This is a genomic window from Flavobacterium cheniae, assembly GCF_004363695.1.
Taxonomy (GTDB): domain Bacteria; phylum Bacteroidota; class Bacteroidia; order Flavobacteriales; family Flavobacteriaceae; genus Flavobacterium; species Flavobacterium cheniae.
In genome coordinates this window covers 15,370-41,635 of the sequence record NZ_SNZC01000003.1, presented here as the reverse complement: position 1 = coordinate 41,635, position 26,266 = coordinate 15,370, and the positions used below count along the sequence as shown (strand labels likewise).

Here is a 26,266-nt window from a genome sequence, read left to right as displayed (position 1 = left end):
GTTAAGTTGTAATAGTTAGTTATTCTGATAATTGATAAATGTCTTTTAAATTTCTTCCTAAACCATCGTAGTCTAAACCATATCCTACTATAAATTTATTTGGAATTCGAATACCTACATAATCTAATTTAATGTCTTTTGTATAGGCTTCTGGTTTTAAGAATAAAGTAGCAATTTTGAAATGTTTCACATTGTGTTGTTTCATAATAGCTTTTAATTCCTCAATCGTATTTCCAGTATCTACAATATCTTCCACAATAATTACAGAACGACCTTCTAAACTTTGGTTCAAACCAATTAGTTCTTTTACTTCGTTTGTGGTTTGTGTTCCTTCATACGATGCCATTTTTACAAATGAAACTTCGCAATTGTGACTGTATTTTTTCAATAAATCAGCCACGACCATGAAAGCGCCATTCAAAACTCCAATAAAAACAGGGACGTCATCGCAAAAATCGTCTTCAATTTGTTTTGCCATGTTTTCAATGGCGAAGTTAATTTCCTCTCCCGAAATAAAAACTTCAAATTTCTTATCGTGTAGTTGTATCACTTTGGTTAGATTTAGAAATAAACAACAAATTTAAGAAAGTCAAATGAATAGCTACAAAGTATTTCAACTTTTTTGCAAATTTGATATATTTACCGAATGAAAAGTCAAATGTATCAGAAAATCGAAGAAAGCACTTGCCATGTTGCCAGCCGAAAAATGGTTAGTAATTTTGCTATGAAAGATGAAAATCATCTAAAAGAAATGATACAACTTGCTTTTGACACAAAAGATGAATTACATATAAAAGCCTTTTGGAGTTTGGATTTGGTTTGCGAAAAGAAACTGAAACAATTTGTTCCTTATATTGAAGATTTTTGTAGCGTTCTTCCAAAAATAAAAGATGATTCTGCATTACGACCAGCGACTAAAATTGCCTTTTTTCTCACCAAAAGTAATCACAGAAAAAACGGAATTTCTCTCACACAACAACAAGAACACAATTTAATTGAAGCCTTAATTGACCGATTGATTCAAGACGAAAAAGTAGCAGCAAAAGTGTATGCTATGAAAGCCCTTTTTGTCTTGGGAAAGAAATACGATTGGGTTCACGAAGAATTAAAAACGATTATTTCTCAAGATTATTCGAATCATTCCGCGGCTTATCAAGCAGCAACTCGAAATCTTTTGAAAAAACTCAACAAGTAACAAATTGTTAATTATCAATTGTTAATTATCAATTGTCTGAGTATCTTTGCGCAAACAACAACACTACAAAATGAATTATTTTTCTTCTGATTTTAAATTAGGAATTTTAGGAGGAGGTCAATTAGGAAAAATGCTTTTGACCGAAACTCGAAAATTTGATATTCAAACTTTAGTTTTAGAACCAAGCGAAGAAGCTCCAGCACGATACAGTTGCAACGGATTTTACAAAGGCAGTTTAATGGATTTTGATACCGTTTACCAATTTGGCAAAATGGTCGATTTGTTAACTATCGAAATTGAGAATGTAAATCTAGACGCTTTAGATCAATTGGAAGCAGAAGGATTACCGATTTACCCTTCGCCAAAAACCTTACGTTTGATTCAAAACAAAGGAAAACAAAAAGATTATTACGTTTCAAACGATATTCCCACTTCGCCTCACCAACGATTTGTTGATTTGAACGATTTGAGAACTGCATTAGAAAAAGATGAATTAGAATTTCCATTCGTTTGGAAATGTGCGCAATTTGGTTACGACGGAAATGGCGTTAAAATTTGTCGCTCAGCATTAGACTTGGTAAAATTACCTGATGTAGAATGTATTGCAGAAGAAATGGTTCCGTTCAAAAATGAATTAGCGGTAATTGTAGCGCGTTCTGTTTCTGGAGAAGTAAAAACCTATCCCGTAGTAGAAATGGAATTTCATCCTGAAGCCAATCAAGTAGAATATGTAATTTGTCCTGCTCGAATTGATGAAAAAGTAGCACAAAAAGCTACAGAAGTTGCTTTAAAAGTTTCAGAAGCTTTCAATCATGTTGGATTATTAGCTGTGGAAATGTTCCAAACTTCGGACGATGAAATTTTGGTAAACGAAGTCGCTCCTCGTCCACATAATTCTGGACATTATTCGATTGAAGCGAGTTATACTTCGCAATTCGAAAACCATTTACGTGCGATTTTAAACTTACCTTTAGGAAACACCGATAGCAAAGTTGCCGGAATTATGGTAAATTTGGTTGGTGAAGAAGGTTTTTCTGGACAAGTAGTTTACGAAAACATAGAGAAAATCATGGCAATTGATGGCGTAACACCACACATTTACGGAAAAAGAGAAACAAGACCTTTCCGAAAAATGGGACACGTTACGATTGTAAATGAAAACATGACGGAAGCAAGAAAAATTGCAGAGGAAGTGAAAAATAGTATTAGAGTAATTAGTACAACAATTGAATAAAACTTATGAGTAAAGTAGCAATAATAATGGGAAGTATTTCGGATATGCCGGTAATGCAAGAAGCCATCGACATATTAAAAGGATTTGATATCGAAACCGAAGTTGATATTGTTTCAGCACACAGAACACCTGAAAAATTATTTGATTTCAGTAAAAACGCACACGAAAGAGGTATCTCAGTAATTATTGCTGGTGCTGGTGGTGCGGCTCATTTACCTGGAATGGTTGCTTCTATGTCGCCACTTCCTGTAATTGGAGTTCCTGTAAAATCGAGCAATTCTATTGATGGATGGGATTCGGTTTTATCGATTTTGCAAATGCCAGGTGGAGTTCCTGTAGCAACTGTTGCATTAAATGGCGCAAAAAATGCTGGAATCTTAGCCGCACAAATTATCGGAAGTTATGATAAATGCGTGTTAGATAAAATCATCGCCTACAAAGAAGGATTAAAACAAGCAGTTTTAAAAGCTTCGGAAGGCTTAAAATAAAACTAAAATAGAAAACCCCGAATTATTGCTAATTCGGGGTTTCTACTCACAATTAAGTGACAACTATAAAAAAATTCTACTCTCTCTCTGTTTGGGGCAAAAAGGATGTTCGTACATCATTTCGTCGACAAAATTATACACTTTATCGATAAAAACAAATTTTTATGGAACTTTTTTTAAAAAAATTTACAACAAAACACAATTCAGCACCATTTAGTAAGATTAATCTTTCAGATTATAAAGAAGCTTTCGGAAAAACCATCGAACTCGCTCGTACTGAAATCGATAGCATAGTAAATAACACAGAAATACCTAATTTTTCTAATACAATTGAAGCTTTGGATTATTCTGGCGAACAATTGGATAGATTGTCCAATATTTTCTTCAATTTGAATTCAGCTGAAACTTGTGATGAAATGCAAAAAATCGCACAAGAAGTTTCTCCATTGATTACTGCATTTAGTAACGATATTGCTTTGAATGAAGATTTATTTAAACGAGTAAAAGCGGTTTATGATCAAAAAGACACTTTGACATTAACTACCGAACAAGCAACTTTATTAGACAAAAAATTCAAAGGTTTTTCTCGAAATGGAGCTTTATTGAATGAAGAAGACAAATTAAAACTACGCGAAATCGATACCGAATTAGCCAAAATCAAACTGACTTTCGGTGAAAATGTTTTGGCTGAAACCAATAACTATCAATTACATATAACCAATGAAGCTGATTTAAAAGGTTTACCTGATGGCGCTAAAGAAATGGCGGCAAGTTTGGCAAAATCGAAAAACTTGGAAGGTTGGGTTTTCACTTTAGACTTCCCAAGTTATTTACCTTTCGTAACTTATGTTGAAAATCGTGAATTACGAAAAGAAATCGCTATTGCTGCTGGAAAAAAATCTTTTCAGGATAATGAATTCGACAATAAAGAAAATGTAAAACGCATTGTGGAATTACGTCACAAACGCGCTAATTTATTAGGCTACCAATCGCATTCGCATTTTGTTTTGGAAGAACGAATGGCTCAAAATCCAGAAAAAGTACAATCGTTTTTGAATGATTTGTTAGAAAAAGCAAAACCAGCGGCTCAAAAAGAATTTACTGAATTAACCGCTTTCGCAAAAGAATTAGACGGAATTGACCAATTAGAAAAATGGGATGGTGCTTATTATTCGGAAAAATTGAAACAAAAATTATTCAGTTTGGATGATGAGTTGTTGAAACCCTATTTCCAATTGGAAAATGTATTAAACGGAGCTTTCACTATCGCTGAAAAGTTATTCGGAATTACCTTCAAAGAAGTTTTTGATATTGATAAATACCACGAAGACGTTCAAACTTTTGAAGTTTTAGATTTCGAAGGACAATTAGTAGCTGTTTTTTATTCGGACTTCTTTCCGAGAAAAGGAAAACGAAATGGCGCTTGGATGACTTCTTACAAACCACAATATATAAATGACGGAATCAACGAAAGACCACATGTTTCTATAGTGTGTAATTTCACACCGCCGACAGAAACAAAACCATCGTTATTAACTTTTAACGAAGTAACAACATTGTTTCATGAGTTTGGACACGCGTTGCATGGCATGTTAGCGAATACAACTTATCCAAGTTTATCTGGAACTTCGGTTTATTGGGATTTTGTGGAATTACCAAGTCAAGTGATGGAAAACTGGTGTTACGAACCCGAAGCATTGGCATTATTCGCCAAACATTACGAAACAGGTGAAATTATTCCGCAAGACTATGTGGAAAAAATCAAAGAAAGTGCGAGTTTCCTAGAAGGAATGGCAACATTACGCCAATTAAGTTTCGGAATTTTAGACATGACGTATCATGGAAAATCGCAAACTATTGATGATGTAAAAGCTTTTGAAAAACAAGCGATGGAAGGCACAAGTTTGTATCCAGATGTAGCAGAAAATTGTATGAGTACATCGTTTTCACATATTTTTCAAGGCGGTTATTCTTCAGGATATTACAGCTACAAATGGGCGGAAGTTTTAGACGCTGATGCTTTTGCGTATTTCCAAGAAAAAGGCATTTTCAATAAAGAAGTAGCGACTAAATTCAAAGACAACGTTCTTTCAAAAGGCGGAACCGAATTACCAATGGAATTGTATAAAAAATTCAGAGGACAGGAGCCGAAAGTAGAGGCTTTATTGAAGAGAGCAGGGTTGATTTAAATTATCAGAATTTTAGATATTTAGAAACCGAAATTAAACACTTCGGTTTCTTTTTAAAACAAACTTTCATTTTTTTTTGAAAGTTTAAAAACTTTTATATATCTTTGTCCTATCAAAATGAAATAACCATCAAAATGGAATTCAAAGAAGCAAAAAATAAATTCGTACAAACCTGGGGAGCTTTAGGTTCTCAATGGGGCATTAACAAAACCATGGCACAGATTCATGCGTTATTGATGGTTTCACACGAACCTGTTTCTATGGAAGACATTATGGAAGAATTACAAATTTCGCGCGGTAATGCTTCTATGAATTTAAGAGCTTTAATGGACTGGGGCATCGTTTACAAAGAATACAAAGCAGGCGAAAGACGTGAATTTTTCACAGCGGAAAAAGATTTAGACGAATTGGCCGTAAAAATTTCAAGAGAACGAAGCAAACGCGAAATCAAACCCGCCTTGAAAGTTTTAAAAGAAGTTTCATCTATTCAATCAGACAACACAGAAGCCGAAAAACATTTCGTAGATCAAACCACAAAATTGTACGACTTCGTTTTAAAAGCCGATAACGTTTTGGATAAAATCACAGAATACAAAGACAATTGGTTGGCAAAATTGGTTGTTAAAATCATGAAGTAAAAAAATTTAATCAAAACTTTCAATTATTTCTGAAAGTTTAAAACAATAGACAATATGAGAATGATTAATAAAATTAATAAAGCTCTATTAATAATAACAATAATATTAGACTTTACAATCCTATTTGGTTTATATGCGCAGATTTTACTTGGGTTCACTCAACTGTGTATTGCTCTATATATTTCATTCAACTTTAAAAGACTAGTGAAAAAACTCAAATATCAAATTATAAATTATTGGATTTATGTCTTCTTATATTTTTCCTTTTCCACATACCTGTTTTTAGAAGAGAAAAGTATTTTAGACAATTACATAATATTGATTACAACTATAATGATCCTACCAATGACAATTGCAATATATTTTACAATCACATTAAATAAAATAGCAAAGCAAAATGAAAAATAAACTAATCATCGCAGCAGGAACCGGGTTCTTAGGAAACGTTTTAATCCAACATTTCAAAAATAAATTTGAAGAAATTGTAATTTTAACTAGAGGAAAATCTGAAATTAAGAACCAAATCAAATATGTAAATTGGAATGCTAAATCATTTTCAGGTTGGGAAAAAGAGTTAGAAAAAGCAGATGTTGTCATAAACTTAGCTGGAAAATCAGTTGATTGTAGATATAACGAAAAAAATAAAGCCGAAATTTTAGCTTCAAGAATTGATAGTACCAAAATTTTAAACGAAGCCATTTTACAATGTGAAAATCCTCCAAAACATTTTATAAACTCATCAACTGCAACTATTTATCGCCATTCAGAAGATAAAGAGATGGATGAATATACAGGAGAAATTGGTAATGATTTTTCTATGAACGTTGCCAAATCTTGGGAAAAAACATTCTTTGTTGTAGAAACTCCAAACACATTAAAAACAGCGATTCGTACTTCTATCGTTCTCGGTAAAAATGGCGGAGCATTTGTTCCATTAAAGAAATTAACTCAATTTGGTTTAGGTGGAAAAAACGGTAATGGAAAGCAATTCATCAGTTGGATTCATGAAAAAGATTTCGCTAGAGCTATTGAATTTATAATCGAAAAAGAACTTTCAGGCAGCATCAATGTAGTTTCTCCAAAACCGATTCGAAATGAAGAATTCATGAAAAAACTTCAAAAAGCAATTGGAATTCCGTTTGGATTACTAATCTCAAAATCAATGCTTGAAATTGGAGCAAAATTCATCAAAACAGAAACCGAATTAGTTTTAAAAAGTAGAAATGTCATCCCAAAACGATTAACAGAAAACGGCTTTGAGTTTGAATATGCTGATTTAGATAAAACGTTTAAAAATCTCTTGTCATGAACCTCAACATCATCGCCTACCTAATTTATTTCAGCATCACAGGCATTATCATTGTGAAAGTTGGAAGAATTTGCTACAACAATGGAAATATTTTCGTTTCGCAATTGATTCCCAATCACGAAGATTTGTGTCATAAAATAAATCAATTGCTTTTGACGGGATATTATCTGTTAAACATAGGTTATTGTGCGATGACGATAATTTCTTGGGAACAAATTGAAAGTATCACGCAACTCATTGAAGTGATTACCTCAAAATCGGCTTTCATTATTATTGCGATTGCCGTGATGCATTACATCAACATTATTTTATTAACAAATTACATCAAAAAATTAATTTAAACACACGTATTATGGAAACTACAAAAATTTTAATCGGCTATGCAATTTATCTTCCAATTGCTTTATTTTTAACCTACTATGTTTCAAAAACACTTTTTAAAAACAGTAAAATTTATATGTTGGACATATTTAAAGGTCGAGAAGAAATTGCCAACGCCACCAACAAACTATTCGAAACCGGATTTTATTTACTGAATTTAGGTTTTGCTCTTATGATTTTAGAAATGAACATGTATGACAATAGTTATCAAGTCCTAATTGAAAAACTAAGTTATAAAATTGGCGGATTTTCAATTTATTTGGGTTTGATGCTGTTCTTAAACCTATATTTCTTCTTTAGAGGAAAACGAAAAGCAAGTCAAGCACAAGTAGAACAACGAATTGTGATTAATGGGTAAGTTCACAATCCTGACAGGTTTTTGAAACCTGTCAGGATTAACACCAACCACCACAAAATCGGAACGCTTTCTAACCAAAATGAAGCGTAATATCGTGAACGGTTTTCATTTGCAAAAAAGAGAAAAACTGCTATTGTTCCACACACCAAAAGCTTAAAAAAGAAAGGCAAAAACTGATGATTATTGGTATAGAAAAATTCTAAAATCAAGAGTAAAAACAACAAGAGATAACCTAGTTTTTTCGTCAACTTCACTCCTATTTTCTGCGGAACGGTTTGTAAATGAATGTCGTCATGTTTTACATCTACAATATCAAATACCAAAACTATTGAGAAAACTAATAAAAATCGCTGAAAAGCCATCAAAAGTACATCCATTGTAAACGGAATTTCAGCTTCTAACAAAGGTAAAATCACAGTTACTCCAACCCAAGTAATTCCAACAATGTAGATTTTTACACCTTTCCAATTTCGGGCATTTTGTTTGTTTGGAAAAAAAGGTAATGTGTATAAAAGTGTAAGTCCAAAAAAAGCAAAAGCACTTAGTTTTGATTCCCAACTCAATTGCAAGAAAAAATAAAAACAAGCCAACAACGAAATAAAACTTAAAAAAACGATGACTTTGAGTTCATTTTTGATTTCGGTTTTGTTTAACCTTGCGATAGCATCATACTTCACAAAATTATAGCCAACTACTGTTCCAAAAAAAGCAAAAAAAGCAACCGATGAATCCCCTTCAACACCAAAGAAATATTGCGTCATGGACACTAAAGCAAAAGCGGATAATGCGACATGCAAACTACTATTGATGTAAAAATCGAGAATTTTCTTTAAAACCACCATTCAACAAAAATAATCAATCTGTTAATAAGACTCTATTTTAGTTGATAAAATCACAAAATTTCACATTTTAAAAACAAATTATTACAAGATTAATAATTACTTTTGTTGACCAAAACAACACATAATAACACACATACACATTTTTAATAAATGAGAACAGATGCATTCGCTTTGAGACATTTAGGGCCACGTGAAAGTGACTTAAATCACATGTTTAAAACGGTTGGTGTAGAATCTTTAGACCAATTAATTTTCGAAACAATTCCAGATGATATTCGTTTAAAAAACGACTTAAATTTAGATGCTCCCATGACTGAGTATGAGTATTTAACTCACATTCAAGAATTAGGAAAGAAAAATAAAGTATTCAAATCATACATTGGTTTAGGATATCACCCAGCAATCGTTCCGGCGGTTATTCAAAGAAATATTTTTGAAAACCCAGGATGGTACACAGCTTACACACCTTATCAAGCTGAAATTGCACAAGGTCGTTTAGAAGCGATTTTGAATTTCCAAACTACGGTTATCGAATTAACAGGAATGGAAATCGCAAATGCTTCTTTACTTGACGAAGGAACAGCTGCTGCTGAAGCAATGGCGTTGCTTTTTGATGTAAGAACTCGCGATCAAAAGAAAAATAATGTGACGAAATTCTTCGTTTCGGAAGAAATTTTACCACAAACCTTATCGGTTTTACAAACACGTTCTACTCCGTTAAATATTGAATTAGTAGTTGGAAATCACGAAACTTTCGATTTTTCAACAGAATTCTTTGGTGCGATTTTACAATATCCTGGAAAATATGGTCAAGTTTATGACTATGCAGGATTCATCGCAAAAGCTGCAGAAAACGAAATTAAAGTAGCAGTTGCTGCTGATATTTTATCGTTAGCAAAATTAACTTCTCCAGGTGAAATGGGAGCTGCAGTTGTAGTTGGTACTACACAACGTTTTGGAATTCCAATGGGTTATGGCGGCCCACACGCTGCTTATTTTGCGACTAAAGAAGAATACAAACGTTCAATGCCAGGAAGAATCATTGGTGTTTCTATCGATGTAAACGGAAACCGCGCATTACGTATGGCTTTAGGAACTCGTGAACAACACATCAAGCGTGAAAAAGCAACTTCTAACATTTGTACAGCTCAAGTTTTATTAGCTGTTATGGCTGGAATGTATGCTGTTTTTCACGGGCCAAAAGGTTTACAATATATTGCTAATAAAGTACATGCTTCTGCGGTTACAACTGCCGATGCTTTAAATAAATTAGGTGTTTATCAAACGAATACCGCTTTCTTCGATACGATTTTAGTAAAAGCTGATGCGAATAAAGTAAAAGCAATTGCTGAGAAAAACGAAGTAAACTTCTTCTATCCAGATACAGAAACGGTTTCGATCTCATTTAACGAAACGACTTCGGTAAACGACATCAACCAAATCATCGCTATTTTTGCTGAAGCTACTGGAAAAGATAAAATTACAGTTAGTCAATTAGCTAATGAAGTTATGGTTCCTGAAAGCTTAGTAAGAAAATCAACTTTCTTACGACATGAGGTTTTCAACAACCATCATTCAGAGTCGCAATTGATGCGTTATATCAAAAAATTAGAACGTAAAGATTTATCATTGAATCACTCAATGATTTCATTAGGTTCTTGTACTATGAAATTAAATGCTGCTGCAGAAATGTTGCCTTTATCGATGGCAAATTGGAACAGCATTCACCCTTTTGCACCAATTGAACAAGCAGAAGGTTACCAAATCATGTTGAAAAAATTAGAGCAACAATTGAATGTCGTAACAGGTTTCCAAGGAACAACGTTACAACCAAATTCAGGTGCTCAAGGTGAATATGCTGGTTTAATGGCTATTCGTGCTTACCATTTATCAAGAGGCGATAACCACAGAAATGTGTGTTTAATTCCAGCTTCTGCTCACGGAACTAATCCAGCTTCTGCTGCTATGGCAGGAATGGAAATCATCGTAACAAAAACCATGGATAATGGGAATATCGATGTAGAAGATTTGAGAGCAAAAGCAATCTTACACAAAGACAACTTATCTGCTTTAATGGTTACTTATCCTTCAACTCACGGAGTTTTTGAAAGTGCTATTATTGAAATTACGAAAATTATTCACGATAATGGTGGTTTAGTGTATATGGATGGTGCGAATATGAATGCACAAGTTGGATTAACAAATCCAGCCACTATTGGTGCTGATGTTTGTCACTTAAACTTACACAAAACATTCGCTATTCCTCACGGTGGTGGTGGACCTGGTGTTGGACCAATTTGTGTGAACGAAAAATTAGTTCCATTCTTACCAACTAATCCAGTTATTCCAACAGGAGGAAGCCAAGCAATCACTGCTATTTCGTCTGCGCCTTATGGTTCGGCTTTAGTTTGTTTAATTTCTTACGGTTACATAACTATGTTAGGCGCTGAAGGATTAACAAACGCTACTAAATACGCTATCTTAAATGCAAATTACATGAAAGCGCGTTTAGACGAACATTATCCAGTTTTATATTCTGGAGAAATGGGAAGAGCGGCTCACGAAATGATTTTAGATTGTAGAGCTTTCGAAGAAAAAGGAATCAAAGTAACAGATATTGCAAAACGTTTAATGGATTATGGTTTCCATGCGCCAACGGTTTCTTTCCCAGTTGCTGGAACCTTAATGATTGAACCTACAGAATCAGAAGATTTAGCGGAATTAGATCGTTTTTGTGATGCGATGATTTCAATTCGTAAAGAAATTGAAGCTTCAACAAAAGAGGATGCCAATAACATTTTAAGAAATGCGCCTCATACATTAGCAATGGTTACAGCTAACGAATGGGTTTTCCCTTACACAAGAGAACAAGCGGCGTTTGCATTAGATTATATTGCTGAGAATAAATTCTGGCCAACGGTTCGTCGTGTTGATGAAGCGTATGGAGATAGAAATTTAGTTTGTTCTTGTGCTCCAATTGAAGCATATATGTAAAAATAAATTTCCAATATTTAAAATCCCAAATTCCAATTCAGGTTTTTGGGATTTTTTTTTAACATGACAAAAGTCACTTGCTTCAAGAAGTATTGTTGTAAATTTGTACGATTATAAAATCTGAAAATGAAAGACATTGAAACTCGAGAAGACATTCTATTCATCATAAGAAAGTTCTATGACAAACTTTTAGCGGATGATTCGATTAATTTCTTCTTTACTAAAGTAACATCAGTTGACCAACATTTGGAAACACATTTTGAGATTTTGGCAACTTTTTGGGAACAATCGTTGTTTTTGAAAGGTGGTTATTACAACAATATGTTTTCCATTCATAAAGAGGTTCATGACAAACAGGAGTTTACAAAAGAACACTTTGAAACTTGGCTATATCATTTTAATTCAACGATTGATGAATATTTTGAAGGTAAATATGCCGAACAAATGAAAACACAAGCGTTAAGCATGGCGACAATCATGCAGATAAAATTTTCGTAAATACCCCTAAAAAAAGTCAATTTCGTATTATTTTGAGCTTAAATTGACAATTCAATAATTAGCGCAAAAAAACATACGTTTTTATTTTATGTTAAAAAATAATTGATAATTTCGTTACATTAACAATAACTATTATGAATATTAAAATAACAGGTTCAGGAAGCTATATTCCAACTAAAAAAGTTACGAATTCTGATTTTGCTCAACATGATTTTTTAAATGAAGACGGCACTGCTTTTAATATGACAAATGATATTATTGCGGAGAAATTTGTTGAAATTACTGGAATTCTAGAACGACGCTATGCCGCTGACGACATGGTTAATTCTGACATGGCAATAATTGCTGCAAAAAAAGCAATTGAAAAATCAGGTATTGATCCTGAGACTCTAGACTATATTATATTAGCTCACAACTACGGTGACATTCAAACAAATACAATTCAATCAGATACTGTTCCAAGTTTAGCCACTCGTGTTAAATATGGATTACAAATTAAAAATCCTAAATGTGTCGCTTATGATATTCTTTTTGGTTGTCCTGGTTGGATAGAAGCTGTTATTCAAGCACAAGCCTATATTAAAGCCGGAATGGCTAAAAAATGTTTGGTTATTGGTTCTGAAACTTTATCAAGAGTTGTAGACAAACACGACCGCGACAGCATGATTTACTCGGATGGCGCTGGAGCAACAATTATTGAAGCTACTGATGATGAAGGCGGAATTTTAGCTCATGAATCCGCTACTTTTTCTTTTGACGAAGCTAAGTTTTTATATTTTGGAAATTCGTTTAATAAAAATGAAGACCCAAATATTCGCTACATCAAAATGTATGGCAGAAAAATTTACGAATTTGCCCTTTCTAATGTTCCTAAAGCAATGGCTTCTTGCTTAGAGAAAAGTGGAATTCCTATTACCGATGTAAAGAAAATTTTAATTCATCAGGCAAATGAAAAAATGGACGAAGCCATCATTAATCGCTTTTACAAATTATTCAAGATGGAAACACCAGTTGGAATTATGCCTATGAGTATTCACAAATTAGGAAATTCTAGTGTTGCAACGGTTCCAACCTTATATGATTTAATTGTAAACGGAGAATTAGAAGGACAAAATTTAAACAAAGGCGATGTTATTATTTTTGCTTCTGTTGGAGCTGGAATGAATATTAACGCAATTGTGTACAAGATGTAAAAAAGTTGGATGTTCGAAGTTGGATGTTCAAAGAAAAAAGTAAATTTGTACTCCAATTTCTATTTCAATGTACGAGAAAACATATCCGAGTAAACGATTCAATATCACTTTAGATTTTCTAAAAAAACACATCAAAACTTCTGAAACCATTTTTGATTTAGGCGTTCCAAATCCTTTTTCAAAAATCATGGTAGATAATGGCTATTCTGTTATCAACACAAAGGGCGAAGACATTGACAACAATCAATCAGCGCTTCAAGAAGAAAATTACGATGTGTTTACAGGTTTTGAAATTTTCGAACATTTACTAAATCCTTACACTGTTTTACAAAACGTAAAAGCAGATAAAATTTTAATTTCGATTCCATTACGTTTGTGGTTTTCACCAGCTTATCGAAGTAAAACCGATATGTGGGACAGACATTATCACGAATTTGAAGATTGGCAATTGGATTGGCTTTTGGAAAAAGCAGGATATAAAATTGTTGACCGAGTAAAATTCACACATCCTGTTAAGAAACTTGGTTTTAGACCATTATTAAGATGGTTTACACCGAGATATTATTTGGTTTACGCTGAAAAAGTAAAATAGTTAGATGAAATACTACATTATCATTCCCGCTTACAACGAAGAAGCTTTTATGAGTTTGACTTTGCAATCGTTAGTAGAACAAACGATTTTGCCGGCAAAAGTTGTAGTGGTCAATGATAATTCTACTGATAAAACTCCAGAAATTGTTTCTGAATTTGCTTCCAAATATCCTTTTATTACTTTAGTTAATAAAAAATCTGACGCAATTCATCTTCCAGGAAGTAAAGTAATTCAGGCATTCCATGAAGGCGAAAAACACATTGATGACAATTACGACATCATTGTAAAAGTAGATGCCGATTTGATTTTTCCAAACAACTATTTCGAAACGATTATAAAGCACTTTCAATCAGATGAGAAAATTGGAATGGCTGGCGGGTTTTGTTATGTAGAAAAAAATGGGGATTGGGTTTTAGAAAATCTAACCGATAAAGATCATATCCGTGGAGCCTTAAAAGCCTATCGAAAAGCAACATACAAACAAATTGGTGGATTAAAACCTGCAATGGGTTGGGACACAGTTGATGAATTGCTTTGTAAATTCTATAATTGGAAAGTAGTTACTGATTCAAGTTTACACGTAAAACACTTAAAACCAACTGGCGCAAGCTACAATAAAGCTGCACGTTACAAACAAGGAGAAGCTTTTTACAGTTTAGGTTATGGATTTATCATCACTGCTATTTCCTCATTGAAATTGGCAATGCGAAAAGGCAAACCTCTTTTATTTATAGACTATTTAATGGGGTTTTGGAAAGCAAAATCCTCTGGAAAACCTTTATTTGTAACTCCTGAACAAGCCAAATTTTTCAGAAACTACCGCTGGAAAAAAATGAAAGAAAAGTTGTTTTAACCTATTCCAAAAAAATATAGTATTTTTACTGAATACTAGAAACTGATCACTGAACATTAAATAATATGATGCTAGTTCGCTACTTATCGCAAATAGGAAAATACTTTATCATGTTGAAAGAAATTTTCAACAAGCCTACTAAATGGTCGGTAATGAAACAATTAATCCTAAAAGAAGTGGATGATTTAATCATTGGTTCGCTAGGGATAGTTTCTTTTATTTCCTTTTTTGTTGGAGGAGTTGTGGCAATTCAAACTGCATTAAATTTAACCAATCCTTTAATCCCTAAATATTTGATAGGTTTTGCAACACGTCAATCGGTGGTTTTAGAGTTTGCTCCAACATTTATTTCCATTATTATGGCAGGTAAAATGGGTTCATTTATTACATCAAGTATTGGAACCATGCGCGTTACGGAGCAAATTGACGCACTAGAAGTTATGGGAGTTAACTCATTGAACTATTTGATTTTTCCAAAAATTATCGCCTTACTTTTATATCCGTTCGTAATTGGATTGAGTATGTTTTTGGGTGTTTTTGGAGGCTGGATGGCTGCTGTTTATGGCGGTTTTACCACTAGTTTTGAATTCACTACCGGACTTCAAACCGAATTTATTCCGTTTCATATTGCGTATGCCTTTATAAAAACTATTGTTTTTGCTTTATTGCTTGCGACTATTCCTTCCTTTCACGGTTATTACATGAAAGGTGGCGCTTTAGAAGTTGGTAAAGCAAGTACTGTTTCCTTCGTTTGGACATCGGTAGTAATTATTTTAATGAACTTTATATTAACCCAACTCCTATTGAGCTAATGATTGAAGTAAAAAACATCGTAAAAAAGTTTGGCGAACAAACCGTTTTAAAAGGCGTTTCTACTCGTTTTGAAGCTGGAATGACCAATCTTATTATTGGACAAAGTGGTTCGGGAAAAACTGTTTTCTTAAAATCGTTATTAGGTTTACACACTCCTGATAGCGGAACAATTTCATTTGATGGCAGAATTTATTCAGAACTTTCAAACGACGAAAAAAGAACTTTAAGAACCGAAATAGGAATGGTATTCCAAGGAAGTGCTTTATTTGACGGAATGACTGTGGAAGAAAATATTGGATTTCCTTTAAAAATGTTCTCAAATAAAACGCCAAAAGAAATTAAAGAGCGTGTTGATTTTGTTATTGATAGAGTTCATTTGGTAAACGCACACCACAAACGTCCGTCTGAAATTTCTGGTGGAATGCAAAAACGTGTAGCAATTGCTAGAGCTATTGTAAATAATCCGAAATATTTATTTTGCGATGAACCTAACTCAGGCTTAGATCCAAAAACTGCTATTGTAATTGACAATTTGATTCAGGAAATTACGGAAGAATACAACATTACTACTGTAATTAACACTCACGACATGAACTCTGTAATGGAAATTGGTCAGAAAATCGTTTTCTTAAAAAACGGATTATTGGAATGGGAAGGAAGCAATAAAGAAATCTTCAAAACCGATAACGAAGCCGTTACCGATTTTGTTTATTCTTCTGAGTTATTCAAGCGTGTAAGAAAAATGTACTTGGAAGATGATGTGAAATAGTACTATTTTAATTTAGAAACTATTTGCTTAATATCTTGCTCTTTATTTTTTGGATAAATCAACAATACATCGTCTTTGTCAACTATAATGTAATCAGTTAAACCATCAATCACTACTAACTTTTTCCCTTCAGTTCTGATGATATTATTAGTTGCATTTTCTAAGTAAACGGTTGCATTTACAACTGCATTTTCTTGTTCGTCTTTTGGTAATTTATCATATAATGAACCCCAAGTTCCTAAATCATTCCAATCGAAAGTAGCAGGTAAAACGTAAACATTCTGCGCTTTTTCCAAGATTGCATAATCGACCGAAATATTTTGAGCTAAAGGATAATTATCTTTGATAAAAGCCGCTTCTTTTGGTGTATTTAAAGCTTCATAACCATTCATGAAATGCGCAAACATAACAGGCTGAAACTCTTCATAGGCTTTTAAAACCGTTTTAGCACTCCAAACAAAAATTCCAGCATTCCAAAGAAAATTTCGGCTTTGAATGAATTTTCTTGCTGTAGCATAATCTGGCTTTTCGCGAAATTGTTTTACTTTTTTAACTGGTCTCGAATCTAACTTATCAAATTCGATATAACCGTAACCAGTGTTGGCAAATGTTGGTAAAATTCCCAAAGTCATTAAGTTTTCATCGCGCTCACAGAAATCAAAAGCGTGTTGCAAATTAGAACAAAACTGCACTTCATCTTCAATCCAATGATCTGATGGCGCTACTACCATAATTGCATCTGGATTTTGTTTTTTTATTTTCAACGAAGCATACAAAATACAAGGAGCAGTGTTTCGCATTACAGGTTCTAAAATAATCTGCTCTTGTTTTACCATTGGCAATTGTTCTAAAACTATGTTATTGTAATCTTCATTAGTAAGAATTAAAATATTTTCTTTAGGAATAATTTGAGACAAGCGCGTAAACGTTTTTTGAATCAACGTTTCGCCAGTTCCTAGCATATCGTGAAATTGCTTAGGAAATTCAGTTGTACTCACAGGCCAAAAACGAGAACCAACTCCACCAGCCATTAATATTGCGTAATAATTTTTGTTCATTTTTTGAAAGATTTTTTTATTGCTTTTCTAATTCGGCAACAATTCTACTTCTGCATTGGGTTGAAAAAGATATAATCGCCCAGAACTTATTTCTAAACATTCGTATCGCTTAACTCGTAATGCTATTTTCTTAAAAATTTTTCCATTGTGAATTCTAAAATGACTTCCCATCGGAATTTCAAAGATATAATTTTTATCGGTTTCTTTTTGGTCAAATTGCTTTAATGCGATAGCTAATTTTGCATCAGTATCGCTACTTGCTTTCGGATTTCTAAAATGCTTGGCAAGCAATGGTAACAATTGATTTGGGAATATTTCAGGTCGAATAAAAGGCACCATCATGCGTTGAAAAGTGAGTTTCCATTCGTCGCCATGTGGTTTTATGTTTCGACCATATTTTTCAAATGCTACCAAATGGGCTATTTCGTGAATTAATGTGATTAAGAATCGGTATTTATTCAAACTTGCATTCACTGTAATCAAATGATAACCTTGCGCATCTTTTCGATAATCACCATGACGCGTTTGACGTTCGTTGACGATTTTAAGATGCACATGATTCGCTTTGATTAACTCAAAACAATGATGAACTGCGTGTTCAGGAAGGTATTTTTGTAAAACTTCGCTCAATTTTAAGGAGTTGAAGATGAAACTTGCAATACTTTTCCGTTGTAATATTTGTTTCCGGTTAAGGCGAAATTAAAGATGTAATCTGCCATTTCTTTCGCTGAAAGTGGTGCTTCGTAACCCGGAAACGCTTCTTGTAGCATTTCGGTATTTACAGCTCCAAGTGCTAAAACATTAAATGAAATTCCTTGTTCTTTGTATTCTTCTGCTAATAATTCTGACAAGGTAATTACAGCTCCTTTACTTGAAGAATATGCAGCTAATCCAGCGAATTTCATACTTCCTTGTATGCCGCCCATAGAACTAATTGTTACTACATGACTTCCTTTTTCCATGAATGGAATACAGATTTTTGTCAATTCGGCAACAGCAAAAACATTGACTTTGTAAATGTTTTGAAATTCCTCTGAAGTAATTTGTGTGAATTGTTTATGCAACAAACTTCCTGCGTTGTGAATTAAAACATCTACTTTTTTCCAAGTTCTATTGATAAAATTTTCCACTTGAAGCAATTCTTCTGGATTTGAAATATCAATTGATAAACACGTAATATTTGGATTTTCGATTAACTCTTTTGGTGTTTTTCGGGAAATAGCTAATACTTGATGTCCAGCGTTTGCAAATTGCAAAGCTAATTCGTAACCAATTCCGCGAGAAGTTCCAGTGATGATGATATTTTTACTCACAATTTTATTTTTTTTGTGTTCGTTAATCTTCTATTTCAAAGTGATTATTTTGTAAAAATAGGAATAAAAAAAATCCCGAAGAAATTTCGGGATTTAGATTAACAAACTAAATTATACAATAGCAACAATAACCAAACCTATTAGAATATATAACAACAAAAGCAATAACTCTAATCTGTATTTATCTATGGATGAAAAAAGTTGTTTCATGACAAATCATTTTAGTTGGATTTCCACATACTAGAAACATTTAAAGAACTTCCATCTGAACCTCCATACACAAAAATATCGCCATCAAATAGAGCTGCTTGATGATAACAACTTGCTGGAAAAGGATTTGAAACCTCAACTTCTGACCAATTTTTACCATCAGTAGATTTTAGGATAGTATTGTAATAAGAATTCGAATCGCGACCTCCTAAAATATAGAATTCATCATTTTTTACTACTAATTGATGTCCGTAAATAGGTTCAAATCCTGATATTACTTCTTGTGTCCAATTGATTCCATCTGAAGAAGATTGAATGTCTCCATACGTATTTCCGTTACCATTACCACCGCAAATCCACATTTTATTATCGTAAACAAATGCTTTATGATGACCGCGTTTTTCAAATGAAGTTAAATCTTCCTCTTCTGTCCAAGTAACACCATCTGTACTTGACCAAACATCGTTATGAACATTCGTATTATTTCCGCTTACACCTCCAATTAACCATAATTTACTATTGTAAACCACAACATCAAACGCATAACGATTACCAAAAGCAACGTTTGTACTTTCTTCAACCCAGTTTACACCATCGGTAGATGAAAAAACATCACTTCGCCCATTACCATCATATCCACCGATTATCCATAATTTACTATTAAAGACAATACATTTATGATAGGATCTTGCTGGAATTGCATCGCCAGTTGTGGTTACCAAATTCCAAACAATTCCATCAACACTATTTAAAACCGTATTAGTAATAGTATTGGAATCATTAGTTCCGCCAATTATCCATAATTTATTATTAAATTGAATCATTTGATGTCCTCTCAAACCTAATGGCAATGAACCAGAGGTTGAAACTTGAGTAAAACTCATGTTGTCATTTGTTTGATTGTCATCATTATCACTACATGAACTAATAGTCAATGTTACAGCAACCAATACAATCGATTTTAAAAACTTTTTCATATCACTAATTTTTGATTATTTTTTTAATTCCTTTTCCTTCTTCTGAATGAATCATTACTAAATAAATTCCAGCAGATAGCTCATTAATATTATAAGATTCTTGACTTTCAAATGTTTTGATAACTTGTCCTTGAAGATTTAATACTTCTACCTTATCGATTGAAATATCGGTATTCAATTGAAATTGAGTATTTATTGGATTAGGATATACTGAGAATTTATTATTTAATTGAAAATCGTTTGAAGATAATAAGGCTGTGTAATCAAAAACTTCTGCATATCCTCTTGAAGCATTATAAGGTGCTCCTACTGCAATTTTGTTTCCATCATTAGACAATGAAACCCCAAATCCAAATCGATCCCCGTTAGTATTTCCTAAAACATCAGCACCTTGTTGCGTCCAAACATTTGATACTAATTTATAATACTCGGCTAACCCCCTAAATGTACTTCCTCCTCCAGAATAGCCACTTGATCCCACAACAATTGCATTACCATCACCTGAAATCGAAATTGACTTCCCTAAATTTGTTCCAGAAGTACCGCTCCATCCAATAATATCTTGCCCTATTTGAGACCAAGAGGACCCATTATAATTGTAAACTCTTGCTATTCCTTGATCTCCTATTGTTCCATTATACAATGGTGTTCCAATTGCTACTCTTGTTCCTGTATTTGAAATACTTACTGCACTTCCAAAGGCCATATCTACTTGAAACCCATCAATATCTGCGCCCATTTGTACCCAAGATGAACCATTCCAATTAAACACTCTCACGTGTCCTGCATTTGAACCTCCAGCATCATTATATCTTGCACCAACTGCTAATTTTGTTCCATCTTGCGACATAGAAAGGGCTACACCAAAATTATCAGATGCTGCTTCACCATTTAAATCAACTCCTCTTTGTACCCATGCTGAACCATTCCAAGCGTACACTCTAACATGTCCAGAATTTGCACCGTTACCATCGTTATTATGAGCCCCAACAGCAATTACACTTCCATTTGAAGAAATAGAAACAGATACACCCGAATTATCTCCGGCTGCTTCCCCATTTATATCTGCTCCCACTTGTGTCCAAGCAGAACCATTCCATTGATAGACTCTTACATGACCAGAATCTGTTCCGTTACCATCATTCAAATAACCACCAATAATAATTCGAGATCCATCTCCTGAAATAGCAACAGCTCCCGCATTATCTCCATTCACTTCTTCTGCAATATCGGCACCTAAAACATTCCAAGCTGAACCATTATAATCATAAACCCTAGCATATCCTCCAAAAGCAGAAGAAATGGTATTATCAGAACTTCCAACAACATATCTATTTCCATTTGACGATATAGAAACAAATGCTCCGAATAAATCTCCCGTTACAGCACCATTCATTGTCGTACCTAATTGAGTTTGTGCACTAAAATTTTGTGCCAATAAAAAACAAATTGAATAAAGTAAAAATCTTTTCATAATTATTTGATTTTGAATTATTATGAAACAAAACAACAAATTATATTAAAGTGGGAATTTTATAAATGAAAAGTGGTCAGTATTACTTATCAAATGATTTCTAAAAAATGAAAAGTGGTCAACAAGAAGTTGTAATTGTAACGGGATTTCAATTTCAAGTAAATTAAATATTTTACATTTGTTATCATAAGCAACAAAAATGCAACTTAAACAACTTTATATTTTCTTATTATTAATCACGCAAATTGCTCTTTCTCAAGAACCTTATCACGTTTCTTTTGGAAGAAAAGATGGTTTGCCTTCTTTAAACATTTATCATTCACTACAAGACAAAAATGGTTACCAATGGTTTGCTAGTGATTTAGGAATTTTAAAATATGATGGTTATTCGTTTTCCTTATTAAGTACTGAAGATGGATTAGCTGATAATGAAAATTTTAGCTGCTTTCAGGATTCAAAAGGGCGCATTTGGTTTCTTGCTTATAATGGAAAAATTTCATTTTTATTAGACAACAAAATCTTTAACGAATCTAATTTTGCTCTCTTAAAAACCAATCAAAAAAACGGCTACATTTCGCGTATTTCTGAAAACACAAAAGGGGAAATCATTGTAATTTATTCTAATGGTAATGTCCGAATTTTGAACTTCAAAAATAACTCAAGTTCTACTTTAGAAGGGAAACAAATTATATTACACTATATCCAAAACAAAAAAGACTATTACATTAATCCAAAAGGGATTTATAATGACAATCTAATTTTAATAAAAAGTTTACCACAAAAAAACTTAAATGGTTTGGTAATCATTCGCTCTTTTATAAAAAACAATGTTCTTTATTTTTCACATCTGAATGCGATTTACACCATCAAAAACAATGTTTGTACCAAATTATTTGACGTTCCTGTTCCTGAAACTGGCATAATTAGTTTGTCTATAGATAAGGATAACAAAATTTGGGTTGGCACACGAAACGGTGTTTATGTGAATGATTTAAACAACCTAAAACCAAATTTTGAAATTTTCTTTAAAGAAAACGCTATTTCAAGTGTTCAACGAGATTTTGAAAACAGAATTTGGATTACAACTCTTGATAATGGACTTTACTATATTCCAAATACAACAGCTAAAATATTAAAATCCAACACTAATGAATCGTTAATTTCAACTTGCTTAACTAAAGATGAATTTGGAAACTTATGGTGTGGAACGGCTAATGACTTGTTCTATAAAGTTGATACGTCAAAAGAGCTTAAAAGCTTTGATGCTAAATCAAGTATTCAATCTAAAAACTATATTTTTCAGATTTATTTTTCCAATGAAAATCAATACATCATTGGAAAGCACGCGATTTTAATTCAAGGTAAAAAAAATAATAACATTCCATTTATTGGAGCAAAAACAATAGTTGAAGATGAATTTGGTGATTTATGGATTGGTGCCAATTATCTATTAAAAATTCCAAAAAAAGAAATTGATAGACTTTCTAATTATGATCTTTATTCGTTTGACAAAAGAGTTGTTTTAAAGGAAAGAACTAATTCATTAATTAGAAATGATAAAACCATTTGGGCAGGAACAAACAATGGTATTTATAAAATAGAAAACAATAAGACAATTTATTTATCCAAAAACTATCCAAAAACCCAAACCATAATTTCGAAATTATATTTTGAGAAAGAGACGAATTTACTTTTTGTAGCTACAAATTCGAACGGTTTATTTGTTTTTCAAAATGATAAACTTATCCAACATTTTACAAAAAAAGATGGTTTAAATAGCAATATTTTATATTCCATTAAAAAAGGATTTCTTCCAAATTCGTTACTTATTAGCACTAATTTAGGCGTGAATCAAATTACTTTTTCTAATGGAAAATTCACTTTTGAAAACTTAAATAAATTCATTGGTATAGAAAATCTAAAAGTTAACGATACCGAAATTATTGAATCCAATTTATTCTTGGCTTCAGATGATGGTTTGTTATATCTCGATATCAATTCCTTACAATCGAGTACAATAATTCCAAATCTAAAAATCGAAGAATTTTTAGTAAATGGCAAAAACATAACCGTGAAACCCGAATTATCATTCCGATATTCTGAAAACGATATTAGTATTAATTACACTGGACTTTCATTTAACTCGCAAAAAAACATTACCTACTTTTTTAAATTAGGCAAACAAAACGAAAAATGGAGTACCACAAAAACACGTCAAATTAATTATCAAGGATTAGAACCCGGTGATTACGAATTTCAAATTTATGCTACCAATGCTTCTGGAGTAAAAAGTAAAATTGAAAAAATAGCTTTCACTATCCGAAAGCCTTTTTGGAAAACCTATTGGTTTTTAGCAGTTCTATTTGGTGTTTTTGGATTGGCATTTTTTATTATTTGGAAAAAAAGGATTCATAGTTTAAATCAAAAATTTGAAACAGAGCGCCATCAAATTGAAATGGAACGCGACAAAGCCAATTTGGAAAAACAAATGATTGAATTGGAACAAAAAGCGTTACGAATGCAAATGAATCCGCATTTTATTTTTAATGCTTTGAATACGATTAAAGGCTATTATTCGGAAGGAAATGATGAAAAAGCGGGAGATTATATTTCGAAATTTTCGATGTTGCTTCGTATGTTATTAGAAAACACCGAACAAACAATTCCATTAGGAACCGAAGTAAAAATGCTGAAATTGTATATTGAATTGACTCAAATTCGCTATAAAAATGTTTTTGATTATGACATTTCAATTGACCCGAAAATCAATTTAGAAGACACTGCAATTCCAACCTTACTATTACAACCAATTGTTGAAAATGCAATCATTCATGGCTTAGCTCCAAAAAAAGATCATGGTCAACTTACCATTTCGTTTACCAAAAATGAAAAATCACTTTTATGTCAAGTTATTGATAACGGAATTGGAATTAAAGCATCATTAGAAAAACAAAAGCAACGTCAACACGAATCAAAAGCGATTTCAATAACAAAAGAAAGACTAGCCTTAATAGAAAATGAAGAAGCAACTGAAGTGATTTTTGAAATAAATGAAATAACAGATAGTTTAGGAAATTCATCAGGAACGAAGGTAATTATACAAATTCCATATAAAACCATTTGGTAATGAAAACAATTATAATTGAAGACGAAATACAAGCAATTTCAGCCTTAATGGCCGATATAAATCGCTACTGTCCAGAATTAAAAGTCATTGGAACTTCTGGAAGTGTTGATGAAGCCATTCAGTTAATAAAAGATAACAAACCTGAATTGGTTTTCTTAGACATTCAATTAACAGACGGACTTGGTTTTGAAATTTTAGAAGCGTTTCAAAAAGGAGAATTTCATGTAATTTTCACTACAGCTTATAGTCAATATGCGATTAATGCAATTAAATTTAGTGCTTTAGATTATTTATTAAAACCAATTAATGGTGACGAATTAAAAGCGGCTGTTGCCAAAGCAAAAACCATAAACTCCTCCGAAGTTCAGGTTCAAATTGAGAATTTTATTAAAAATCAATCGCTTCAAAATCAAAATAAGCGTATTGCTTTGCAAACTTCTCAAGGTATTTTTATTCATGAAATTAAATCAATTTTAAAATGTACTTCAGAAGGAAATTACACACACATTCACTTCATCGATGGAAAGAAATTACTCATTTCAAAGCCGTTGAAAGAATTTGAAGATTTACTTTGCAATAATGGATTTGAGCGAATTCATCATTCACACATAATCAACCTCAACCATCTTACTAGTTTTATTTTTAAAGATGGCGGTTATGTGGTAATGAGCGACAAAAGTTCGTTACCCGTTTCCAAAAGAAAGAAAGCGAGTTTATTAGAAATTTTGAATCGAATGAACGGAATTTAATTCAATTTAATTTCTTTTTTAGACGCATTAATCATTTGTTCTAAAACCGGAATTGTTTTTGAAATTACATTAGTCATGTGTTTCGTATCCATCAATTCAAACTCATCATCAGGTTGGTGATAGAATTCGAAATTTTCAAAATCAAATGTAGAAACGGTTTGCGCCGGCACATTAAACTCGGTGAAAAATGGATAATTATCTGAAGCTCTGAATAACATATATTTTGTTTCTATTGGTAAATATCCAACTAATTTTTCTCCAGCATATTCGTTCATTTTGGTTGCCATATTCGATTTTCCAAAACCTGTTAAATAGAAATCCATTCCTTTGACTTTCATTGGCACACCAATCATTTCAAAATTGAACATGAAATACAAATCCATTTTTTGTTCTTTCAATTTGGCTGCTAAATGTTTCGAACCTAAAAGGCCTTTTTCCTCTGCAGAAAAGAATACAAAAAGAATACTTCGTTTATTGTTTTTAAACTTGGCGAAATACTTTGCAACTTCTGTTACCGCTGTGGTTCCAGTTGCGTTGTCGTTTGCGCCATTTACAATTACATCACCATTAACACCATTTTGCAACATTCCGATATGATCATAATGTGCACCGATAATTACAAATTCATTTTTCAATTTTTTATCTGTTCCTTCTATATAACCTACAATATTAAAAGCAGGTTTGTCAAAATTCGATAAGGTATCGCGATACGTTTTAAAATAAGGCTTTACTCCATTTTCTTTTAATAGATTTTCTAAATAAACCGCAGCTTTCTCAATTCCTTCGCTACCAGAATCTCTTCCTTCTAATTCATCCGAAGTTAAATAAGACAAGGTTTTAATTACATTTTCTTCAGCAACCTGATAGTTTACTTTTGAAATATTTTTCGAAGTAACATTGGTTTGTGCATTCAATGACAATCCAATAAAAGAAATTAGTAACAAGAATTTTTTCATAGCATGTAGTTTTAAGTAAAAATAAAAAAATCCCGAATAAATCGGGATTTTGTATG

At 32.6% G+C, this 26,266-nt stretch carries 25 protein-coding genes; 17 read left to right on the top strand and 8 right to left on the bottom strand.

Going from position 1 to position 26,266, the window contains the following annotated elements:
• Window positions 1–19: 19 nt before the first annotated feature.
• On the bottom strand, window positions 20–550 hold the full coding sequence (hpt, locus tag C8D80_RS08920) for a hypoxanthine phosphoribosyltransferase (protein WP_133609540.1): 531 nt from the start codon (window positions 548–550) through the stop codon (window positions 20–22).
• A 108-nt stretch (window positions 551–658) separates the two neighbouring features.
• Between hpt and C8D80_RS08915 the strand changes: the two genes are divergently transcribed.
• The 8 genes from C8D80_RS08915 (at window position 659) to C8D80_RS08880 (ending at window position 7,792) form a co-directional block, all read left to right on the top strand.
• Window positions 659–1,195 carry a hypothetical protein gene (locus C8D80_RS08915; protein WP_133609538.1) on the top strand — a complete coding sequence of 179 codons (537 nt, stop codon included), beginning with the start codon at window positions 659–661 and terminating at the stop codon, window positions 1,193–1,195.
• Between the two features lie 70 nt (window positions 1,196–1,265).
• Complete coding sequence (locus C8D80_RS08910) at window positions 1,266–2,429, top strand: 5-(carboxyamino)imidazole ribonucleotide synthase (protein WP_133609536.1); 1,164 nt, start codon at window positions 1,266–1,268, stop codon at window positions 2,427–2,429.
• A 5-nt stretch (window positions 2,430–2,434) separates the two neighbouring features.
• A complete protein-coding gene (purE, locus tag C8D80_RS08905) occupies window positions 2,435–2,917 on the top strand; it encodes a 5-(carboxyamino)imidazole ribonucleotide mutase (RefSeq protein WP_133609534.1) in 483 nt (160 codons plus the stop codon).
• Between the two features lie 164 nt (window positions 2,918–3,081).
• The gene (locus tag C8D80_RS08900) at window positions 3,082–5,106 is read left to right on the top strand and encodes a M3 family metallopeptidase (protein ID WP_133609532.1); all 2,025 of its coding nucleotides are present in this window, start codon (window positions 3,082–3,084) and stop codon (window positions 5,104–5,106) included.
• A 134-nt stretch (window positions 5,107–5,240) separates the two neighbouring features.
• The gene (locus C8D80_RS08895) at window positions 5,241–5,744 is read left to right on the top strand and encodes a GbsR/MarR family transcriptional regulator (protein ID WP_008254547.1); all 504 of its coding nucleotides are present in this window, start codon (window positions 5,241–5,243) and stop codon (window positions 5,742–5,744) included.
• A gap of 397 nt (window positions 5,745–6,141) precedes the next feature.
• Window positions 6,142–7,053: a TIGR01777 family oxidoreductase gene (locus C8D80_RS08890; protein WP_133609530.1), complete on the top strand. Its 912-nt coding sequence runs from the start codon at window positions 6,142–6,144 to the stop codon at window positions 7,051–7,053.
• Entirely contained in the window at window positions 7,050–7,394 is a 345-nt protein-coding gene (locus C8D80_RS08885) for a hypothetical protein (protein WP_162845060.1), read from the top strand. The genes C8D80_RS08890 and C8D80_RS08885 overlap by 4 nt, the downstream gene beginning before the upstream one ends.
• An 11-nt stretch (window positions 7,395–7,405) precedes the next feature.
• The gene (locus C8D80_RS08880) at window positions 7,406–7,792 is read left to right on the top strand and encodes a hypothetical protein (protein WP_133609528.1); all 387 of its coding nucleotides are present in this window, start codon (window positions 7,406–7,408) and stop codon (window positions 7,790–7,792) included.
• A 2-nt stretch (window positions 7,793–7,794) separates the two neighbouring features.
• On the opposite strand, the gene C8D80_RS08875 is transcribed toward C8D80_RS08880, so the two are convergent.
• Window positions 7,795–8,589 carry a UbiA prenyltransferase family protein gene (locus C8D80_RS08875; protein ID WP_317125876.1) on the bottom strand — a complete coding sequence of 265 codons (795 nt, stop codon included), beginning with the start codon at window positions 8,587–8,589 and terminating at the stop codon, window positions 7,795–7,797.
• Between the two features lie 195 nt (window positions 8,590–8,784).
• Between C8D80_RS08875 and gcvP the strand changes: the two genes are divergently transcribed.
• The 7 genes from gcvP (at window position 8,785) to C8D80_RS08840 (ending at window position 16,346) form a co-directional block, all read left to right on the top strand.
• Window positions 8,785–11,628: an aminomethyl-transferring glycine dehydrogenase gene (gene gcvP, locus C8D80_RS08870; protein ID WP_133609526.1), complete on the top strand. Its 2,844-nt coding sequence runs from the start codon at window positions 8,785–8,787 to the stop codon at window positions 11,626–11,628.
• Window positions 11,629–11,754: 126 nt separating this feature from the next.
• The gene (locus tag C8D80_RS08865) at window positions 11,755–12,126 is read left to right on the top strand and encodes a group III truncated hemoglobin (RefSeq protein ID WP_133609524.1); all 372 of its coding nucleotides are present in this window, start codon (window positions 11,755–11,757) and stop codon (window positions 12,124–12,126) included.
• A 134-nt stretch (window positions 12,127–12,260) separates the two neighbouring features.
• The gene (locus tag C8D80_RS08860; RefSeq protein WP_133609522.1) at window positions 12,261–13,319 is read left to right on the top strand and encodes a 3-oxoacyl-ACP synthase III family protein; all 1,059 of its coding nucleotides are present in this window, start codon (window positions 12,261–12,263) and stop codon (window positions 13,317–13,319) included.
• A gap of 67 nt (window positions 13,320–13,386) precedes the next feature.
• Window positions 13,387–13,911 (top strand): class I SAM-dependent methyltransferase, encoded by a 525-nt coding sequence (locus tag C8D80_RS08855; RefSeq protein ID WP_133609520.1) that lies wholly within the window; start codon window positions 13,387–13,389, stop codon window positions 13,909–13,911.
• Window positions 13,912–13,915: 4 nt separating this feature from the next.
• Complete coding sequence (locus C8D80_RS08850) at window positions 13,916–14,764, top strand: glycosyltransferase (RefSeq protein WP_133609518.1); 849 nt, start codon at window positions 13,916–13,918, stop codon at window positions 14,762–14,764.
• A gap of 65 nt (window positions 14,765–14,829) precedes the next feature.
• Window positions 14,830–15,576, top strand: coding sequence for an MlaE family ABC transporter permease (locus C8D80_RS08845; RefSeq protein ID WP_133609516.1), 747 nt, complete (start codon window positions 14,830–14,832; stop codon window positions 15,574–15,576).
• On the top strand, window positions 15,576–16,346 hold the full coding sequence (locus C8D80_RS08840) for an ABC transporter ATP-binding protein (RefSeq protein WP_133609514.1): 771 nt from the start codon (window positions 15,576–15,578) through the stop codon (window positions 16,344–16,346). The genes C8D80_RS08845 and C8D80_RS08840 overlap by 1 nt, the downstream gene beginning before the upstream one ends.
• A 2-nt stretch (window positions 16,347–16,348) precedes the next feature.
• Here the strand turns inward: C8D80_RS08840 and C8D80_RS08835 are convergent, their stop codons facing one another.
• The 5 genes from C8D80_RS08835 to C8D80_RS08815 all read right to left on the bottom strand — a co-directional run bounded on the left by C8D80_RS08835 (window position 16,349) and on the right by C8D80_RS08815 (window position 21,378).
• Window positions 16,349–17,404 carry a mannose-1-phosphate guanylyltransferase gene (locus tag C8D80_RS08835; RefSeq protein ID WP_133609512.1) on the bottom strand — a complete coding sequence of 352 codons (1,056 nt, stop codon included), beginning with the start codon at window positions 17,402–17,404 and terminating at the stop codon, window positions 16,349–16,351.
• A 27-nt stretch (window positions 17,405–17,431) separates the two neighbouring features.
• A complete protein-coding gene (locus C8D80_RS08830; protein WP_111567004.1) occupies window positions 17,432–18,034 on the bottom strand; it encodes a SprT-like domain-containing protein in 603 nt (200 codons plus the stop codon).
• A gap of 2 nt (window positions 18,035–18,036) precedes the next feature.
• Window positions 18,037–18,720: an SDR family NAD(P)-dependent oxidoreductase gene (locus C8D80_RS08825; RefSeq protein WP_133609510.1), complete on the bottom strand. Its 684-nt coding sequence runs from the start codon at window positions 18,718–18,720 to the stop codon at window positions 18,037–18,039.
• Window positions 18,721–18,938: 218 nt separating this feature from the next.
• Complete coding sequence (locus tag C8D80_RS08820; RefSeq protein WP_133609508.1) at window positions 18,939–19,904, bottom strand: Kelch repeat-containing protein; 966 nt, start codon at window positions 19,902–19,904, stop codon at window positions 18,939–18,941.
• A 4-nt stretch (window positions 19,905–19,908) separates the two neighbouring features.
• A complete protein-coding gene (locus tag C8D80_RS08815) occupies window positions 19,909–21,378 on the bottom strand; it encodes a T9SS type A sorting domain-containing protein (protein WP_133609506.1) in 1,470 nt (489 codons plus the stop codon).
• A gap of 199 nt (window positions 21,379–21,577) precedes the next feature.
• Here C8D80_RS08815 and C8D80_RS08810 point away from each other — a divergent pair, with 199 nt between their 5' ends.
• Together C8D80_RS08810 and C8D80_RS08805 are read left to right on the top strand one after the other, a co-directional pair.
• Window positions 21,578–24,505 carry a sensor histidine kinase gene (locus C8D80_RS08810; RefSeq protein WP_133609504.1) on the top strand — a complete coding sequence of 976 codons (2,928 nt, stop codon included), beginning with the start codon at window positions 21,578–21,580 and terminating at the stop codon, window positions 24,503–24,505.
• Window positions 24,505–25,254, top strand: coding sequence for a LytR/AlgR family response regulator transcription factor (locus tag C8D80_RS08805; protein ID WP_133609502.1), 750 nt, complete (start codon window positions 24,505–24,507; stop codon window positions 25,252–25,254). The genes C8D80_RS08810 and C8D80_RS08805 overlap by 1 nt, the downstream gene beginning before the upstream one ends.
• On the opposite strand, the gene C8D80_RS08800 is transcribed toward C8D80_RS08805, so the two are convergent.
• Entirely contained in the window at window positions 25,251–26,210 is a 960-nt protein-coding gene (locus tag C8D80_RS08800; protein ID WP_133609500.1) for a M20/M25/M40 family metallo-hydrolase, read from the bottom strand. The genes C8D80_RS08805 and C8D80_RS08800 overlap by 4 nt on opposite strands.
• Window positions 26,211–26,266: the final 56 nt, after the last annotated feature.

Excerpts from the sequence above, each read along its gene's own strand:
- C8D80_RS08840 (WP_133609514.1), top strand. The coding sequence starts at position 15,576 with ATGATTGAAGTAAAAAACATCGTAAAAAAGTTTGGCGAACAAACCGTT.
- purE (WP_133609534.1), top strand. The coding sequence starts at position 2,435 with ATGAGTAAAGTAGCAATAATAATGGGAAGTATTTCGGATATGCCGGTA.
- C8D80_RS08855 (WP_133609520.1), top strand. The coding sequence starts at position 13,387 with ATGTACGAGAAAACATATCCGAGTAAACGATTCAATATCACTTTAGAT.
- C8D80_RS08845 (WP_133609516.1), top strand. The coding sequence starts at position 14,830 with ATGATGCTAGTTCGCTACTTATCGCAAATAGGAAAATACTTTATCATG.
- C8D80_RS08885 (WP_162845060.1), top strand. The coding sequence starts at position 7,050 with ATGAACCTCAACATCATCGCCTACCTAATTTATTTCAGCATCACAGGC.
- C8D80_RS08865 (WP_133609524.1), top strand. The coding sequence starts at position 11,755 with ATGAAAGACATTGAAACTCGAGAAGACATTCTATTCATCATAAGAAAG.
- C8D80_RS08820 (WP_133609508.1), bottom strand. The coding sequence starts at position 19,904 with ATGAAAAAGTTTTTAAAATCGATTGTATTGGTTGCTGTAACATTGACT.
- C8D80_RS08860 (WP_133609522.1), top strand. The coding sequence starts at position 12,261 with ATGAATATTAAAATAACAGGTTCAGGAAGCTATATTCCAACTAAAAAA.
- C8D80_RS08805 (WP_133609502.1), top strand. The coding sequence starts at position 24,505 with ATGAAAACAATTATAATTGAAGACGAAATACAAGCAATTTCAGCCTTA.
- C8D80_RS08850 (WP_133609518.1), top strand. The coding sequence starts at position 13,916 with ATGAAATACTACATTATCATTCCCGCTTACAACGAAGAAGCTTTTATG.
- C8D80_RS08835 (WP_133609512.1), bottom strand. The coding sequence starts at position 17,404 with ATGAACAAAAATTATTACGCAATATTAATGGCTGGTGGAGTTGGTTCT.
- C8D80_RS08890 (WP_133609530.1), top strand. The coding sequence starts at position 6,142 with ATGAAAAATAAACTAATCATCGCAGCAGGAACCGGGTTCTTAGGAAAC.
- gcvP (WP_133609526.1), top strand. The coding sequence starts at position 8,785 with ATGAGAACAGATGCATTCGCTTTGAGACATTTAGGGCCACGTGAAAGT.
- C8D80_RS08895 (WP_008254547.1), top strand. The coding sequence starts at position 5,241 with ATGGAATTCAAAGAAGCAAAAAATAAATTCGTACAAACCTGGGGAGCT.
- C8D80_RS08815 (WP_133609506.1), bottom strand. The coding sequence starts at position 21,378 with ATGAAAAGATTTTTACTTTATTCAATTTGTTTTTTATTGGCACAAAAT.
- C8D80_RS08810 (WP_133609504.1), top strand. The coding sequence starts at position 21,578 with ATGCAACTTAAACAACTTTATATTTTCTTATTATTAATCACGCAAATT.
- C8D80_RS08880 (WP_133609528.1), top strand. The coding sequence starts at position 7,406 with ATGGAAACTACAAAAATTTTAATCGGCTATGCAATTTATCTTCCAATT.
- C8D80_RS08900 (WP_133609532.1), top strand. The coding sequence starts at position 3,082 with ATGGAACTTTTTTTAAAAAAATTTACAACAAAACACAATTCAGCACCA.
- C8D80_RS08915 (WP_133609538.1), top strand. The coding sequence starts at position 659 with ATGTATCAGAAAATCGAAGAAAGCACTTGCCATGTTGCCAGCCGAAAA.
- C8D80_RS08910 (WP_133609536.1), top strand. The coding sequence starts at position 1,266 with ATGAATTATTTTTCTTCTGATTTTAAATTAGGAATTTTAGGAGGAGGT.
- C8D80_RS08800 (WP_133609500.1), bottom strand. The coding sequence starts at position 26,210 with ATGAAAAAATTCTTGTTACTAATTTCTTTTATTGGATTGTCATTGAAT.